This is a genomic window from Pseudomonas sp. S10E 269 (genome assembly GCF_002798465.1).
GTDB classification, from domain to species: Bacteria; Pseudomonadota; Gammaproteobacteria; order Pseudomonadales; family Pseudomonadaceae; genus Aquipseudomonas; species Aquipseudomonas pergaminensis.
In genome coordinates this window covers 5,334,473-5,350,049 of the sequence record NZ_PHIJ01000001.1, presented here as the reverse complement: position 1 = coordinate 5,350,049, position 15,577 = coordinate 5,334,473, and the positions used below count along the sequence as shown (strand labels likewise).

15 protein-coding genes are annotated in these 15,577 nt (G+C 61.4%); 11 read left to right on the top strand and 4 right to left on the bottom strand.

The window, feature by feature from the left end:
• The first annotated feature begins 111 nt into the window (after positions 1 to 111).
• On the top strand, positions 112 to 2,274 hold the full coding sequence (locus tag CWC48_RS24850) for a TonB-dependent siderophore receptor (protein ID WP_100490566.1): 2,163 nt from the start codon (positions 112 to 114) through the stop codon (positions 2,272 to 2,274).
• A gap of 168 nt (positions 2,275 to 2,442) precedes the next feature.
• Positions 2,443 to 3,939, top strand: coding sequence for a methyl-accepting chemotaxis protein (locus CWC48_RS30700; protein ID WP_100490565.1), 1,497 nt, complete (start codon positions 2,443 to 2,445; stop codon positions 3,937 to 3,939).
• Between the two features lie 24 nt (positions 3,940 to 3,963).
• Here the strand turns inward: CWC48_RS30700 and CWC48_RS24840 are convergent, their stop codons facing one another.
• Positions 3,964 to 4,629 (bottom strand): TIGR02466 family protein, encoded by a 666-nt coding sequence (locus tag CWC48_RS24840; RefSeq protein WP_100490564.1) that lies wholly within the window; start codon positions 4,627 to 4,629, stop codon positions 3,964 to 3,966.
• Positions 4,630 to 4,921: 292 nt separating this feature from the next.
• Between CWC48_RS24840 and CWC48_RS24835 the strand changes: the two genes are divergently transcribed.
• Together CWC48_RS24835 and CWC48_RS24830 are read left to right on the top strand one after the other, a co-directional pair.
• Positions 4,922 to 6,262 carry an MFS transporter gene (locus CWC48_RS24835; RefSeq protein ID WP_100490563.1) on the top strand — a complete coding sequence of 447 codons (1,341 nt, stop codon included), beginning with the start codon at positions 4,922 to 4,924 and terminating at the stop codon, positions 6,260 to 6,262.
• A gap of 315 nt (positions 6,263 to 6,577) precedes the next feature.
• On the top strand, positions 6,578 to 7,030 hold the full coding sequence (locus CWC48_RS24830; protein ID WP_100492457.1) for a thiol-disulfide oxidoreductase DCC family protein: 453 nt from the start codon (positions 6,578 to 6,580) through the stop codon (positions 7,028 to 7,030).
• A 92-nt stretch (positions 7,031 to 7,122) separates the two neighbouring features.
• Here CWC48_RS24830 and CWC48_RS24825 read toward each other — a convergent pair whose 3' ends face one another.
• A complete protein-coding gene (locus CWC48_RS24825) occupies positions 7,123 to 8,283 on the bottom strand; it encodes a saccharopine dehydrogenase family protein (RefSeq protein ID WP_078048641.1) in 1,161 nt (386 codons plus the stop codon).
• Positions 8,284 to 8,354: 71 nt separating this feature from the next.
• The gene (locus tag CWC48_RS24820) at positions 8,355 to 9,122 is read right to left on the bottom strand and encodes a pyrroline-5-carboxylate reductase (protein WP_100490562.1); all 768 of its coding nucleotides are present in this window, start codon (positions 9,120 to 9,122) and stop codon (positions 8,355 to 8,357) included.
• Positions 9,123 to 9,251: 129 nt separating this feature from the next.
• On the opposite strand from CWC48_RS24820, the gene CWC48_RS24815 reads away from it, so the two are divergent.
• The 5 genes from CWC48_RS24815 (at position 9,252) to CWC48_RS24795 (ending at position 11,888) form a co-directional block, all read left to right on the top strand.
• A complete protein-coding gene (locus tag CWC48_RS24815; protein WP_078048643.1) occupies positions 9,252 to 9,605 on the top strand; it encodes a VOC family protein in 354 nt (117 codons plus the stop codon).
• A 69-nt stretch (positions 9,606 to 9,674) separates the two neighbouring features.
• Positions 9,675 to 10,235 (top strand): adenylate kinase, encoded by a 561-nt coding sequence (locus tag CWC48_RS24810; RefSeq protein ID WP_099492216.1) that lies wholly within the window; start codon positions 9,675 to 9,677, stop codon positions 10,233 to 10,235.
• Between the two features lie 119 nt (positions 10,236 to 10,354).
• On the top strand, positions 10,355 to 10,975 hold the full coding sequence (locus tag CWC48_RS24805; protein WP_100490561.1) for a LysE family translocator: 621 nt from the start codon (positions 10,355 to 10,357) through the stop codon (positions 10,973 to 10,975).
• Between the two features lie 3 nt (positions 10,976 to 10,978).
• Entirely contained in the window at positions 10,979 to 11,371 is a 393-nt protein-coding gene (locus CWC48_RS24800; RefSeq protein WP_100490560.1) for an ester cyclase, read from the top strand.
• A gap of 34 nt (positions 11,372 to 11,405) precedes the next feature.
• Positions 11,406 to 11,888 carry a VOC family protein gene (locus CWC48_RS24795; protein WP_100490559.1) on the top strand — a complete coding sequence of 161 codons (483 nt, stop codon included), beginning with the start codon at positions 11,406 to 11,408 and terminating at the stop codon, positions 11,886 to 11,888.
• Here the strand turns inward: CWC48_RS24795 and CWC48_RS24790 are convergent.
• Entirely contained in the window at positions 11,885 to 12,781 is an 897-nt protein-coding gene (locus CWC48_RS24790) for an SGNH/GDSL hydrolase family protein (protein WP_100490558.1), read from the bottom strand. The two genes, CWC48_RS24795 and CWC48_RS24790, sit on opposite strands and share 4 nt — an antisense overlap.
• A gap of 208 nt (positions 12,782 to 12,989) precedes the next feature.
• Here CWC48_RS24790 and CWC48_RS24785 point away from each other — a divergent pair, with 208 nt between their 5' ends.
• The gene (locus tag CWC48_RS24785; protein WP_100490557.1) at positions 12,990 to 14,381 is read left to right on the top strand and encodes a hypothetical protein; all 1,392 of its coding nucleotides are present in this window, start codon (positions 12,990 to 12,992) and stop codon (positions 14,379 to 14,381) included.
• A gap of 294 nt (positions 14,382 to 14,675) precedes the next feature.
• Complete coding sequence (gene dapA / locus CWC48_RS24780) at positions 14,676 to 15,539, top strand: 4-hydroxy-tetrahydrodipicolinate synthase (protein ID WP_100490556.1); 864 nt, start codon at positions 14,676 to 14,678, stop codon at positions 15,537 to 15,539.
• The last annotated feature ends 38 nt before the right edge of the window (positions 15,540 to 15,577 follow it).

Sequence of the window (15,577 nt, the reverse complement as noted above, 5' to 3'; positions counted from 1 at the left end):
CTAATGATCTCCAAAGGCTTTTTCCCACAGATTTGTTCTGGCACACTGATGCGAATAATTATCAACATCTTTATTATTCGCTAGGGACGGCGTTCGGGGAGAGTCAGTTCCATGTCAGTGCAACAACACGGCGGCAAAGGTTTTTCACTCAATTTGATGGCGTTGGCCGTCTGTCTTGCAAGCTCAGCGGCGGTGTCTGCCGCTGATGCCCAGGCACCCGCCACCACGCTTGAACTGGGGGCCACGCAAATCTCCGGTGACGAGCAATTGGGCGAAACCACCGAAGGCACGCAGTCCTATACCACCGGCGCGATGAAAACGGCGACCAAGCTGCCATTGACCCTGCGTGAAACCCCGCAAGCCGTCACGGTCATTACGCGCCAGCGTATGGATGACCAGGCGATGACCAGCATCAATGATGTGGTCAAGGCCACACCTGGGTTGTTCCTGAATTTCTCCAGCGGTCCTGGTCGACAGTCCTATACATCGCGCGGTTTCGACATCGACAACCTGATGTACGACGGCATTCCCAGCGGCTACAACGGCGTTTCAGTGGGCGCCCAGCCAAACCTGGCGATGTTCGATCGTGTTGAGATCGTGCGGGGTGCCACCGGTTTGGTAACCGGCGCGGGCAACCCTTCGGCGGCCATCAACCTGGTGCGCAAACGGCCACTGGACGAGCAGAAAGTCACCCTCACCGGCGCCGCCGGCAGCTGGGACGACTACCGTGGCGAACTCGACGCCTCCAGCCCCCTCAACGACAGTGGCACGTGGCGCGGTCGGGTCGTCACCTCTTACCGCGATGCCAACAGCTTCATCGACAACGCCGAGGATTATCACGGGCTGTTCTACGCCGTCACCGAGGCAGACCTGAGCGAAGACACCAACCTGACCCTCGGTTTCTCCAACCAGAAAGACAAGACCAATTACTTCTGGGGCTCGTCGATGGTCGGCCAGGATGGCCATCACCTGAATCTGCCGCGCTCCTACAACCCCGGCACCGATTGGGAAAACAAGGATCAGGAGATCAACACGGTATTCGCCGAACTGCGTCAGCAACTGGCTTATGACTGGAAACTGCAGGTCAACGCCAACTACGCCGAGCAAAACGCATTGTTCTCCGGCTCCTACCAGTCGCGCTGGGTCAACAACACACTGGCACGCACGGTCTACCAGGCGGCTTACGATGAAAACCAGGCCGGTATTGACGCGTTTGCCAGCGGCCCCTTCCAGGCGTTCGGGCGTACCCATGAATTGGTCGTTGGCGCCAGCCGCCGCATCTACGACATGACCACCCACAACTACAGCCCCTACAACCTGAACTGGCCGCTCACGGCGGGCAAACCAGACTTCGTCCACACCACCAATGACCGTGACGTCACGACTCAGGACGGGGTCTACGTCACCACGCGCCTGAATCTGGCTGACCCTTTGAAGCTGATCCTCGGCGCGCGCCTGGACTGGTATGACTACGACGCCCACGGCAGCAATGACGGCGACTACAAGGTGACTCGCAACCTCACCCGCTACGCCGGCCTGATCTACGACCTGGACGACCATCACTCGGTCTACGTCAGCTACAGCGATATCTTCACCCCCCAGAGCGAAAAAGACACCTCCGGCAGCCCGCTCAAGCCCATCGTCGGCAAGAACTACGAGGTGGGTATCAAGGGTGAATACCTGGGGGGTGCGCTCAACGCGAGCGTGGCGCTGTTCCGCGTCGACCAGGAAAACCGTGCCGTGGGCGTGACAGTGGCTAACTGCCCGCAGGCCTCCTGCTCTGTGGCCTCCGGCGAGATTCGCAGCCAGGGTATCGACTTCGAACTGCAAGGTGCCTTGACCGAGAACTGGCAGGTCGGCGGTGGCTACACTTACGCGCGCACACACACCATCAAGGACGACGCCAACCCGCAGAAGGTCAACAAGCAGTTCGACACCGACACGCCGGAACACCTGTTCAAGCTGACCACCAACTACCGCTTCCAGGGCCCGTTGGAAAAACTCCGCGTGGGCGGCAACGTCTCCTGGCAGAGCCGCATGTACAACGACTTCAAAGTCGCAGATGGCAGCACCTACCGCCTCCAGCAAGGCGCCTACGCTGTCACCGACCTGATGGCCGGTTACCAGGTCAACCAGCACCTGGACCTGCAGCTCAATGCCAATAACATCTTCGACCGCCGCTACTACCAGTCCATCTCCAACTCTGTGAGCTATGGCGGTGATTCCTACGGCAACCCGCGTAATATGATGCTGACGGCCAAGTACAGCTTCTGATTCTCCTCCCGATAAACGGCTACCCGCTTGGGTAGCCGCTCTAAAGTCCCGCCTCTTGTTGCCGATACACGTTTGGCATCACAGAATCCAATAAAAACCAAGAAATCCCTGATTCGCTCCACCCTGCCCCTCGCTTTCTTTCGGCCAGACCACATGGAGTCAGTGTGAATGCCCACTCGCACGCGTTTTTTCGAGCACTACCGCAAAGCCGACCGCATCATGCTGGCGTTGGTCTGGCTGATGTTCCTGTTTTCCCTGGGCCTGGCGTTCTGGCACGACACCTTGATACAGGCCGCGATAGTCGGCGGTGGGACCAGCGTGGTGCTGACCGCGCTTTACCGCGCCATCGGTGGCACCCGTGTCATGCGCTGCGCGCTCGGCGCGGGCTTGATGGTCATGGCGGCATTGCATATCAACCAGGCCCAGGGCTTGATCGAAGCGCACTTCGGCATCTTCGCGTTGCTCGCGGTGCTGACGTTTTACCGTGACTGGCTGCCGATCCTGGTGGCGGCGGCCACCATCGCCGTGCACCACGTGGTTTTCCATGCGCTGCAACATCAAGGTTTTCCAGTGTTCGTGATGGAACACCACGGCGGCTGGACCATGGTGTTCGTGCATGCGTTCTACGTGGTGATGGAGACCGTCGCCCTGCTCTACCTGGCCGTGCACAGCCAGGCCGAAGCGGTCGAGAGCCAGGAAATGCTCGAGAAGATGCTGGCGGTCACTTCCCAGCTCACCGTTGAAACCGCCCAAGGCGACCAGGGCAAGACCCACGTCTCCCTCGCCAAGCGTTTCGACCATTTTCTGCATCAGTTGACCGGCCTGATCGACGGCGTCGCCCGTGACTCCCACGGCCTTGGCCAACTCGGCCAGGAATTGGCCAGCGCCAGCGGCACCCTGGAAAAAGGCGCACGGCACCAACTGGCGCAAATCACCGAGATGAGCGGCTCGATGCAGCGCATGGAAGACGCCATGGGCCACATTGCCGTGCACGTCGAGCAAGCGGTGGATCATGCCGGCAAGGCCAGCCAACAGATCCTGCGCGGCCAGGAAAGCGTCGGCCGCGCCCAGCAGGAAATCACTCAGCTGGCCACGCGCCTCAGCGGCACCCACGACACGGTGCAGGGCCTGGCCCTGCAAACCGAACAGATCGGCACCGTGCTTGAAGTGATCAGCAGCATTGCCAACCAGACCAACCTGCTGGCCCTCAACGCCGCCATCGAAGCCGCCCGCGCCGGCGAGCAAGGCCGTGGCTTCGCCGTGGTTGCCGACGAGGTGCGCAACCTGGCGCAACGCACGGCGGTATCCACCCAGGAAATCAAAACCATCATCGAAGGCCTGCAACACGGCAGCCGGCAGGCGGTGCAAGCCATGCATGATAGCCGCGAGGGCGTAGAGCGCTGCGTGGAGGACAGCCAGGTGGCCGTTGACATGCTGCGCGCAGTGGGCGACGACATCGCCCACATCGATGACCTCAATGGCCGTATCGTGACCACAACCCGCGAGCAGACCACGGCGAACCTGGAGATTGTCGGGCGTCTGCAGTCGGTGCAGAGCATTGCGCAAAGCACCGCGGACGATGTGGAAACCCTGGCACGCAGCAGCGAGCGGTTGCCGCCGATCGCGGTGCGCCTGGATGCGTTGGGGAGGAGGTTTCACCCCTAGGCTGGGTGGGCGTCGCCCCTGCAATCACACGCCAAAGTTGAACGCGATGGAGATCCGTGGCCTTGTGCCGTCGTAACGCCGTACCGCGTGCATCAGCCAGGACGGAAACATGACGAGTGTCCCGCTGGTAGCCACGCATGTGCTGCTGAACCCGGCCGTCAGGCAATCTTCAACGCGCATTCGCAGCGACGGGTTGTAGGTCGATGCAATCATCCCGCGCGGGTCGATGAATTCCAGGTCACCGCCGACGGCTGCATCCTCCTCCCTGCCGCCGGTGTCGACCCAATAAACACCCGACCAAAAGGCGCCGGGATGCCCATGCAGCGCGTTACTATGACCCGCTTCATTCACATTGACCCACGCATTGAGTTTCCACTCGAAACCGGGCTCGATGAACCCAAGGTCCGCGTGGTGAACCGCCGTCAGTTGGGTCGCGAACTCGGTCGCAAACTGCACTAACGCCATGCAGTCTTCCCCGCCCCACTGCGAAAAATCATCGGCCGACTGCCAACCGCCGTCATTGCTGCGCTGCGCACCGAGAATATCGCTCGCCCTCCGTGCTGCGACGATCGCCCTGAGCTCAGCGTTGAGTCGTTGCGCGTCGGGATACTGGACACTCGCCAGCGGAGTTGCGAATAGCCGCCTGATGGTTATCAACTCAGGGTCCAACCGAATATTGCTCGACTGCATGGAGGGCTCATCACGTTCTGTCAGTTTCAACAAACCTTATCGAACTCAAAGCGTTAGCGATGTAAACCATTGTTAAAGTGTTAGGGAGAACTGCACAGCCCGCCTGCTGCGCACGTTAGCCCCTTGCCCGACCTGGCCCAATTCCTGCGTCTGTCACTACAACCAAGTCACTACAACCAGGTCACTACAACCAGGTCGCTACTGACTACGCGGACGACTCTTTTGAGCCCCGCCGCCCAAGTGCCTGCCCCGATAATCAGTCATCCCCCCAGCTATCCCGAGGCCTTCCCCTATGACGAGCCCCTCCACCGAACAGGTCAGCCCCCAAACCCTGCGCAAGGTCATCATCGCCGCCGGCATCGGCAACTTCGTCGAGTGGTTTGACTTCGCCGTCTATGGCTTCCTCGCCACCACCATCGCCCAGCAATTCTTCCCCAGCGGCGATGCCAGCGCGGCGTTGCTGAAGACCTTCGCGGTGTTTGCCGTGGCCTTCGCCTTCCGGCCCCTGGGCGGTATTTTTTTCGGCATGCTCGGCGATCGCATCGGCCGCAAACGCACGCTGGCCATGACGATCCTGCTGATGGCCGGCGCTACAACCTTGATTGGCCTGCTGCCCACCTACGCCGCCATTGGGGTGGCGGCGCCGATTCTGCTGTCGCTGATCCGTTGTGCCCAAGGCTTCTCCGCCGGCGGTGAATACGCCGGTGCCTGTGCTTATCTGATGGAGCACGCGCCGAGTGACAAACGCGCCTGGTACGGCAGCTTTGTACCGGTATCGACGTTTTCCGCCTTCGCTGCCGCCGCCGTGGTGGCGTACGCCCTTGAGGCATCGTTATCTGCCGAAGCCATGGGCAGTTGGGGCTGGCGCCTGCCGTTCCTGATCGCCGCGCCGTTGGGCCTGGTAGGGCTTTATCTGCGCTGGAAGCTGGACGAGACGCCCGCATTCCAGGCCGCGAAGCAAGAACACGCAGTCGCCCACTCGCCACTCAAGGAAACCTTGCGCAACCATGGTGCAGCGATCTGCTGCCTGGGCGCTTTTGTGTCACTCACGGCGCTGTCGTTTTATATGTTCACCACCTACTTCGCGACGTACCTGCAGGTGGCGGGTGGGTTGAATCGAGCGATGGCGTTGCTGGTGTCGCTGATCGCGCTGATTTTCGCAGCGGCGATTTGCCCGCTGGCGGGGTGGTATTCGGACCGCGTGGGGCGTCGTGTCACGGTGATGACCGCGTGCGTGCTGTTGATTGTGGTGGTATACCCGTCATTCCTGATGGCCAGTTCCGGATCGTTTGCGGCATCCATTGTCGGCGTGATGCTACTGGCGGTAGGCGCGGTGTTGTGCGGCGTGGTCACGGCGGCGTTGCTCTCAGAGACTTTCCCGACGCGCACGCGCTACACCGCCTCGGCGATTACCTACAACATGGCGTACACCCTCTTCGGCGGCACCGCCCCGCTGGTGGCAACCTGGTTGATCAGCACCACAGGAAGCAACCTGTCACCGGCGTTTTACCTGATTGCCGTAGCGCTGCTGGCATTGGCGGGCGGTTTGGTGCTGCCGGAGACATCGAGGATTTCCCTGCATGACGTGGGCACGGAGTCAAAAGACGCCGAACCGGTGCTTTCGCGGTATTGACCTGTAGAGCTGTTGCGAACGCGGTGGATCAGGCAGAAAAACGCCGCCAGTACCACCGCCTTCGCAGCCTCGCCAGGGCTCGACAGCTCCCACAGTTGAACATCGCCACGACTTGAATTGCGCCAGCAAACACACACCGACCAACACCAACACCACCGCCCCCCTGTAGGAGCTGGCTTGCCAGCGATGGCGGCGTACCGGGCAACAAAAATACGGGCAATTACTCCCCCCTTCGTAACCGCGCAGGAGCCCACAGCGCCCTCACCACCGAAGACAGGTATGATCATCAGCCACACACCGCCTGGCCCCTCGCCCATGCCCGCCTCCCAAACCCGCCCTACCCCCGCGCCATTGCTCAGCCCCGGTGAGACCGTGGTGTTGTTCGACGGCGTGTGCAAGCTGTGCAACGGTTGGGCAAGGTTCCTGATTCGGCATGACCACCAACGCCGCGTCCGGCTGGCGGCGGTGCAATCCGCCGAAGGCCAGGCGCTGTTGGCCTGGGCGGGTTTGCCCCTGGATCAGTTCGACACCCTCTTGGTCATTCGCGATCATCGCTACTGGGTGCGCTCAGACGCGGTGTTCGAAATCATCGCGCAGTTGCCCGGCGCATGGCGTGTATTGCTGCTCTTACGCGCTATCCCGCGCGCGCTGCGGGATTGGGCTTACGACCGCGTCGCGCGCAATCGCTATCGGATGTTCGGCAAGTACGACACTTGCCTATTGCCGCATCCGGACCATGAGCAGCGCTTTTTGAAAGCACCGCAATGAACGTCTTGGTGCGCATCAACTGAATTGCCCGCGGCGTGGCGCTGCCGGGGCTGCTGGTGCGATGCTCAGCGAGGCATTTAACCCCGTGTCGCTCAATGTGGCCGGGCTGGCGTTGTGTGCAGTGGCTTGGCAGGCCCGTCAGAGAATCGCACGGCCAGGCTCAGGTTCGCCGGGTCATTGATGGCAGCCATGTATTCGTCGACGGTGATTTCACCTACGCACGGCCGAGCACCGGGTTCGGGCACGTAGCCCTGGGCCATTTTGATGGCCAGGGCCACGGCGGCGCAGCTCGGAATTTCCGGGCCTTTGTCATTCAAGGCCGTGAGTTGCACCGCCAGTGACACAGGTTGGCCGTCGGTTCCCAAGCCCTCTACGTCGATGTACATCGCGCTTTTGCCGTCGCCAAACCGTTCGAACCAGGTGCCCAGCCGGTGCAGCCGAGCAGCCCAGGGGGCGGGGTCACGCACAATCCCCAGCCGTATCGCCTGGGCCAGTAAGCAGTTGGCGATACCTCCCAGTTTGAGCCCGGCTCCCGCCTTGAAGCGCAAAGTGTGGGCACCATAACGGCTGGCGAAGATATCCATGTCCGGCACGTCCACATTGGCCAGCACCCGCGTGCCGAGCTGGGGCAGCTTGCGCAGTGTCAGGTCCTGCCAGCCCAGCACTTCATGCACCTGGCCATTCCTGAGCTGCTTGATCGGTTTGCCTGCATAGGCAAGCACACCCTCGATCGTCGACAGCCCCGGCATCTTGGCCGAGGAAGAAATACCGTGCTCGATGGCATCGATGCGCGAAAAGCGAGCCCGGTATTGATCGATGATGGCGGACGAAAGCGTCGGCACTGAACTGCAGCCACTGAGGATGGCCACACCCGCCTGCTTGGCTTGCACATCCAGCACGCCGACGCCGTTGACGAACGTGCGGCAGTCGGACAAGTCGCAGTAGTTCACGCGTGCATCGATGCAGCGTTGGGCGACGGCGTAGGATTGCCCTTGAAACGGGCCACCGGTATGAATGACCAATTGGATGTTCTTCGACTGCAAAACGGACGCGAACCCGGCGCCCATGGCATCGCCGCACCAGCCTTCGCACACTGTGCCGGACTGTGCGTTCAGCTCATCGAGTTTACGTTGCAACTTATGCGGATCGCGGCCCGAGAGCACCAACGCAATGCCCGGCGCCTGCGCCAAATGCCGGCAAACGATGCTGCCAAAGTTGCCGTAGCCACCGATCACCATCACCCTGAATGTCATTCCATCCGTCCCTGAAAAATCGGTCGTACGCCGCTGAGACCGCCAACGATACTCGATTTCTTCAGCGCGCCCTACGCCCCTTTGTGCAGCCGACCGAGCACCTCATCAAAGGCCTGCGTCCATGCCTGCGTCGCGCCGTTCTGCCTGAGCACGTCCAGCCCCGCCGCCGTATACGTCCCAGGCGTGGCAATGGCATCCCCCAGCGCTTCGAGACTGGCCAGCGGTTGGTGCCGAGCACTGGCCAGGCAGTCCTGCATATTCCCCATCACCAGCTGCGCCGCCTGTTCATGGGGCAGGCCCTTGTCGACAAACCAGCGCTGAAGATCGTAGAGAAAATAATAGAACCAGCCGTTCATGCAGGCCGCGACGGTCGCCAACTCGAATGCGTCCTCCTGCTCCAGCACGATCAACGAGCCCAGTGCACCCAGCAGCGCTTCATGGGGCTCGCCACCCGGCGTGACCACCACGGTGGACTGGTTGATCTGGGCGGCATAGGACAGCATCGCCCGCACCGCGCGTGCCTGTGGGAAGTGGTGCTGCAACGCGTCCAGCTTCACACCGGCCACCAACGACACCAGCGTCTGCCGGGGCTTGAGCCGGACTTCCCTGGACAACTGCTCCACCACATCCGGGCGCACGCCAAGGAACAACACGTCCGCCTCATCGACGACCTGCTGATTGTCGGCCATCACGTCACACGCCCACTCCGCACGCAACTGTTGTGCACGCTCGTGGTTGCGTGCAGACAGCAGCATCCGCCCGGCAAACCCGCTGCGACGCAGGCCAATCACAACCTTTTCCGTCAGCTCACCGACGCCCAGGATTCCGATGTTCAGCACTGTAGTTGCTCCCTTGATTCTGTGTCCGACTGCATCATAAGCCTAGATAGCCCACTCGGACTCCCGCGTTCACGATGGCGTTTGCCTACGTTACACTCGCGGCCCTGAACATCAGCCAAGGAACCAGGCATGAGCACTCGCGGCACAGACCGAAAAATCGACAACATCGAATTCAACGTGGGTGATATTGCCCGCAGCAAAGCCTTCTACGGCGGCGCATTCGGCTGGACGTTCGTCGACTACGGCCCCACCTATACCGAATTCAGCGACGGCCGCCTGACCGGAGGTTTTACCACCGGGGAACCCGTGCGACCGGGTGGGCCATTGGTGATTGTGTATGCAGATCATCTCGATGATACGCAGCAGCGGCTCAAGGCCCTGGGGGCCGTCATCACCCGCGAGACGTTTTCGTTTCCGGGTGGAAGTCGGTTCCATTTCAGGGACCTGGATGGATATGAATTGGCGGTCTGGACGGCTGAATAGGCCACACTTAAGTGCTGCCCGCACCGGTAAGGTGAACGTGAAACTGCCTTATATTCATGGAGGAAAAACATGCGGATCTACATCACCGGCGCTTCCTGCGCGGGCGTGACCACTTTGGGTCGACACCTCGCCACGCAACTCGGCGTGCGCCAGGTGGATGTCGACGATTATTACTGGATGCCCACCAACCCGCCTTTCACCACCAAGCGGCCTCCCAACGAGCGTGTGTCACTGATGCAGCAAGCACTTGGCGATGCCGGATGGGTGCTGAGCGGTTCTTGCATGGTGTGGGGAGATGCGCTGATCGCGGACGCCGAACTGATCGTATTCGTTGCGACCCCTACCCCCGTTCGCCTTGAACGGCTCGCAGCACGTGAAACCCAGCGATTTGGCGACCGGATCAAGCCCGGTGGTGATATGCATGAAATACACGTGGCATTCAGGGAATGGGCTTCGCAGTATGACGATCCGAACTTTTCAGGGCGCAACCGAGCGTGGCACGAAGCGTGGTTGTCACGGCAGACGGCGCCGGTCCTGCGGATTGATGGGATGAGCACGGCTGAACAGATGGTTGCCGATGTCGTTCAAGCGCTGTCGCACACTTCCCCTATGAACTTCCTCAAAAAATGACGTCAATTTGATTGCTCGCTGACCCTAAAGCGTTTGTGTCATCGCAGCACCAACGCGCACATTGTCCAACCGCCCCACTCCGCCTTATCCTCACACCTCCCCGCACACCCGGAGCTGCCATGGACCTCGCCACCCTCGCCCTCTTCCTTCCTGCCTGCTTCGCCCTCAACATGGCGCCGGGCCCGAACAACCTGCTGTCCGTGAGCAACGCCACACGCTACGGCTACCGCACTTCCTGCCTGGCCGGTGTTGGCCGCCTGTTGGCGTTCGCCGGCATGATCGGCCTCGCCTCGGCGGGGTTGGCGGTGGTGCTGCAGACGTCGGAGTTGTTGTTCTACGGGATCAAGATCCTGGGGGCGGCGTATCTGTTTTATTTGGCGTTTCAGTTGTGGCGGGCTAGTCCCGAAGCTGAGGCGGATGTGGCGGCGAAGAAGGTGGGGTTGTGGGGGTTGGCGCGGCAGGAGTTTTTGGTGGCGGCGGGCAACCCTAAAGCCATCCTGATCTTCACCGCTTTCCTGCCGCAATTCGTGGTGCCCGGCCAGCCGATCACACCGCAGTTCGCGCTGCTGGGCGTGCTGTTCCTGGGACTGGAGTGGATCGCCATCAGTGCCTACGCCTATATGGGCCTGCATATGCGGCGCTGGTTTGCCGAGCCTCGGGGCAAGCGGATCTTCAATCGCTGCTGCGCGGGGTTACTGTCGGCGGCGGCGTCGGTGCTGTTGATGGCGCGCAGGGCCTGAACGATGACTCGCGACGAACTCGCTGCCTTTTACCAAGGCTATATCGACTGCCTGAACCGTCAGGATTGGGAGCACTTGGGTGACTTCGTGCACCCGGACGTGACCTACAACGGCGAAGTCGTCGGCCTCGCCGGCTACCGCGCGATGCTGCAGCGGGATTTTCGCGAGATACCGGACCTGGTGTTCCGCATCCAGCTGCTGGTCGCCGACCCGCCGACCGTGGCCAGTCGCCTGAACTTCAAGGTCACGCCCAGGGGCGAGTTCTTCGGGTTGCCGATCAATGGACGCCAGGTGACGTTCGACGAAAATGTGTTCTATGAGGTGGTCGACGGCACATTCGCCCACGTATGGTCGGTGATCGACAAAGCGGCCATCGCGCAGCAACTGGGCGGCTAAACTCCACAGGGCCATTCTCACGTGGAGACCGATCATGACCCACAAAAACACGCTCTGCCTCTGGTACAACGGCACCGCCCTGGAGGCCGCGACCTTCTACGCCATGACCTTCCCGGACAGCCGGGTGAATGCCGTCCACCTGGCACCCGGTGATTACCCGTCCGGTAAACAGGGCGATATATTGACCGTGGACTTCACCGTGTTGGGCATCCCCTGCATCGGCCTCAACGGCGGACCGATCTTCCCGCACACCGAGGCGTTTTCGTTCCAGGTGGCCACCGATGACCAGGCGGAAACCGACCGTTACTGGAACGCCATCGTCGGCAATGGCGGCCAGGAAAGCGCCTGCGGCTGGTGCAAGGACAAATGGGGGGTGTCGTGGCAGATCAGCCCACGTGTGCTGACCGATGCGGTGACCCACCCGAACCCGGAGACAGCCAAGCGCGCCTTCGAGGCGATGATGACCATGAAGAAGATCGACATCGCTGCCATTGAAACGGCGGTCGCGGCAGGTTAAGGCAACGCCTCAAGCATCGCCTTGGCCGCCAGTGCATGCACCTTGCGGGTGGGGTGCCATTCGTCCCAGTAGTAATGGGTGTCCGGGGCGGCGCACACCGGTTTCACCTGCGGGTAGGTGGCCTGGCACGGCGTATCGAGGTCGGTGAAACCATTGTCCGCCGGGTTGGCGCGCAGTCTATCGCTAAAGGCCAGATGATCGAAGTAGCTTACCTTCGCCGTCCCGATCTGTGCCAGCACTGCCGGAAGTTGCTGCGCGAGCAACTGCTGGTACTTTTTCGCAGTGTCGACCTGATTGCCCTGCACCACGGCAGGCACATGGCTCAGGTCCGTGGTACCCACGACCATGATGTGCCTGGCGCCTGCTGCAACCAACTGTTCGGTGGCGCTGCGGATATTCGCCACGCTGGCTTCGCTCAAGGCCTCGACCGTTTCAGGATGGGCGAAGTCGGCCCATTCAAAATAGTCGTTGGCCGAGATGAAGATGAAATACAGCGCCTTGGGGTCGGCCTTGTTGGCCTTGGCGGTCTGCAAATGCTCAGTGACCTGGCCCAGTACGCCGGTGTCGCGCGACGGCATCATCCACGCGTAGTAGTTGCCATGGCCACTCTTGGCGCCGCCTACCGCATAGTCGGTCAGGGGGATGCTCAACGCCTGTGCCAGGCCTTCGACGGCGGTGGGGCCATTGCTCCAGCGCCCCTTCCAGTACAGGGGGCCTGGCAGCGCCTGGGCCTCCTTGACCTTCTGCGCGGCGAGGCGGGTGGTGAGTGCCTCACCCGCGCCATTGTCGGAGTAGCTGTCGCCGAAGGCATACAAATGATCGTAGGTCGAACCGCCAAAGGCAGTCGAGGCGGACAGGGTCAACAGAGCGGCCAGACACGCACGTCGGATCATCGAGGTTCTCCCGGAATATCTGCACAGCCTACCGCCTCGTTGCAACCACGGCAGGACAATTGCGACCCGCACATATCCGGCGGCGGCCACCCCATGGCTATACACAGGCAGCCATCCTCGTTAGGCTTGCGGCCCGCAACAACCGGTTAAAGATTCAGCTTTACCCGCCGTCACCCTTACATCCCTGAATGGACTCAACGAGGCTCCCGTGCGCTTTATCACTCCCCTTTTGCTGATCGGTGGCATTGCCACCCTGCCCGGTTGCGCCACCCAGAAAGCCCAGGTTGATCAAATGTTCACCCTGGCCCTCACGCAACCCCTGGTGGAAAACAGCATCGTGCGCGAAGGCGATTCGCTGAGCTTCGAGCTGCTGATGCCGCCCATTCCCAATGGTGTGCGCCGCACGATGCAAGTTGAAGCCGCGTGTGCGTCACCGAAGGTCTACCTGCTGTACCTGGATGCTGTGCGACGGATGTACCCGGCCAGCATTGATCGCTATGCGTCCGCGCAGAAATTGTCGTCACAACAGTACGCAACCCTGGCTGCCAACCCGACCTTCGTGCGCGCCTGCGCCGAGACACCCAAGCCCGACTGGCGCCTGGTGCAGACCAATGAGCGTGACAACCAGGTCCTGATCGACGCCAACAGCATCAAGACCGTCAACGGCGAAACGCGCTTCTGGGCCGCCTTCGATAACCCGACAGTGCTCAACGACCTGCCCTACAACGCGCCCTACGCGCAAAAACGCGAACACTTTTCGGTAGCCTGCAAAGCCGGCACGTACATGCAACTGGCCGGCTACGACATGGATGCCAACAACCGCGTCAGCGACGGCCGTGTCGACAGTTCCCCCACGCCGCAGAACATCGCCGGCAGCAATGCCGACTATGAGTTGCTGTTCAAGAACGTCTGCGTCACCCCGGAAAAAATCGCCGCGCTGCCGGCGTTCAAGCCACGCCTGAAGGCTCCAACTACCATCGCTCTGACGTCAGTGCAGCCAGCCGTGCTGGCGGCCATCACGCAGCTGAACCTGGACAAGCCCACCCGCTCGTTCAAATACGTCCAGTTCGCGGGCACCAGCAACTACCGTGGCAAGACCAGCGATAACCAAAGCACGCAGTTCATCAGCCAGGACGCACCAAGCGGCCAGTTGGCCCTGGCCACCCGTGGCGACGGCTATGAGAGCCAGGCCGTGAGCTGGCGCAACCTGTTCCACCTGGTGTCCAAAGCCACCTACGGCGGTTCGGGCATGGCGGAAAGCTCGACCCTGACCCAACTGAGCTTCACCGGTAACTGGAAGGCCCTGCCCGTGGGCGAGACCGTCACCTACACCACCGTACGCTCCAGCCTCAACAGCCTGATCGGCAGCAGCACCAACACGCAGACCAACCGTTGCCAGGTCGAGCGTGAACTGCCGGCCAGCGAACTCAACGCGAAACTGGCGGGCAGCGCCAAGGCGTTGTCCTGCCGAACCGACGACGACAAGTACAAGCGCGTGAGCCACCTGTACTTCCTGACCGACTACGCCTACTTCTTTGAATCGAGCACCGACAAGAACGAGTTTTTCTATTCCGACTCGCGTATCGATAAATTCGAATAAGCACCGTTGACACACTCTGTAATATTCCATGAAGATGGAGGCCTTATTCAGGGTGTGTCAGCGAATGTCCACAATGTCCTCCGTTAACCTTTGCGCCATTGGCTTGATTGCCAAGGCGCAAGGTTGCGTTGCGCACGCCCTCAAATCGAAGAAACAGTCGCTCATGTGACCGGGGCGCGCTGTCCCGTCAGATGAGCTGACAGGACATTGAGCGCGACGGTCTCCCCCTCCTTAGCACAATTGCCCTTGCCCTTCTGACGGTGACTCCAGCGGTCAACTATCAGGAGAAAGTGCATGTCAGCGTTTCAAGGTATCTGGGTTCCCGTGGTCACGCCGTTCCATGACGGCGCCATCGACTTTATCGGCCTGCGCCGGCTGGTCAGCCACCTGCTGGAAAAGCACGTGGCCGGGATCATGGTCTGCACCACCACCGGGGAGGCCGCGTCGCTGAGCCGTCAGGAACAACTGGCAGTGCTCGACGCAGTGCTGCAGTTGGTCCCCGCGCACCGCGTGGTGATGGGCCTGGCGGGCAACAACCAGATTGAGTTGCTCGAGTTCCAGGGTGAAATCCTGCAACGCCCGGTGGCGGGGTTGCTGGTGCCCGCGCCAAGTTACATCCGCCCGTCCCAGGCTGGCCTGGAAGCATTCTTCCGTACAGTGGCGGATGCCTCCAGTGTGCCGATCATCCTCTACGATATCCCCTACCGCACCGGCGCAACCTTCGAGCAGGCCACGCTGCTGAACATCATCGCTCACGAACGCATCGTCGCGATCAAGGACTGTGGCGGCAACCTGGGCAATACCCTCGCGCTGTTGGCCAGTGGTGCGGTGGACGTGCTGTGTGGCGAAGACCTGCACATATTCAACGCGCTGTGCCTTGGCGCGACGGGCGCCATCGCCGCCTCGGCCCACCTGCATACCGAGGAATTTGTGGCGCTGTGCCAGCAAGTGCGCGACAACCAGCTCGCTGAAGCGCGAGCGACGTTCTTCCGGTTGCAGCCGCTGATCAACACGATGTTCATGGAACCCAACCCGGCGCCGGTCAAAGCCGCGCTGGCCTTGCACGGGTTGATCGGCAGCGAGTTGCGCGCGCCGATGCAGGTCGCCAGCGCCGGCGTCGTCACGCGCTTGCAGCAGGTGCTGAACCCGCCCGGCTAATGCGCCAAAAACAGACAGCCAACGGACCGTCCGGTTGC

What these genes read in the sequence shown, in the direction of transcription:
- CWC48_RS24795 (WP_100490559.1), top strand. Translation starts at nt 11,406, where the DNA reads ATGACCCACAAAAACACGCTCTGCCTCTGGTACAACGGCACCGCCCTG.
- CWC48_RS30700 (WP_100490565.1), top strand. Translation starts at nt 2,443, where the DNA reads ATGCCCACTCGCACGCGTTTTTTCGAGCACTACCGCAAAGCCGACCGC.
- CWC48_RS24800 (WP_100490560.1), top strand. Translation starts at nt 10,979, where the DNA reads ATGACTCGCGACGAACTCGCTGCCTTTTACCAAGGCTATATCGACTGC.
- dapA (WP_100490556.1), top strand. Translation starts at nt 14,676, where the DNA reads ATGTCAGCGTTTCAAGGTATCTGGGTTCCCGTGGTCACGCCGTTCCAT.
- CWC48_RS24830 (WP_100492457.1), top strand. Translation starts at nt 6,578, where the DNA reads ATGCCCGCCTCCCAAACCCGCCCTACCCCCGCGCCATTGCTCAGCCCC.
- CWC48_RS24805 (WP_100490561.1), top strand. Translation starts at nt 10,355, where the DNA reads ATGGACCTCGCCACCCTCGCCCTCTTCCTTCCTGCCTGCTTCGCCCTC.
- CWC48_RS24840 (WP_100490564.1), bottom strand. Translation starts at nt 4,629, where the DNA reads ATGCAGTCGAGCAATATTCGGTTGGACCCTGAGTTGATAACCATCAGG.
- CWC48_RS24790 (WP_100490558.1), bottom strand. Translation starts at nt 12,781, where the DNA reads ATGATCCGACGTGCGTGTCTGGCCGCTCTGTTGACCCTGTCCGCCTCG.
- CWC48_RS24815 (WP_078048643.1), top strand. Translation starts at nt 9,252, where the DNA reads ATGAGCACTCGCGGCACAGACCGAAAAATCGACAACATCGAATTCAAC.
- CWC48_RS24810 (WP_099492216.1), top strand. Translation starts at nt 9,675, where the DNA reads ATGCGGATCTACATCACCGGCGCTTCCTGCGCGGGCGTGACCACTTTG.
- CWC48_RS24835 (WP_100490563.1), top strand. Translation starts at nt 4,922, where the DNA reads ATGACGAGCCCCTCCACCGAACAGGTCAGCCCCCAAACCCTGCGCAAG.
- CWC48_RS24850 (WP_100490566.1), top strand. Translation starts at nt 112, where the DNA reads ATGTCAGTGCAACAACACGGCGGCAAAGGTTTTTCACTCAATTTGATG.
- CWC48_RS24825 (WP_078048641.1), bottom strand. Translation starts at nt 8,283, where the DNA reads ATGACATTCAGGGTGATGGTGATCGGTGGCTACGGCAACTTTGGCAGC.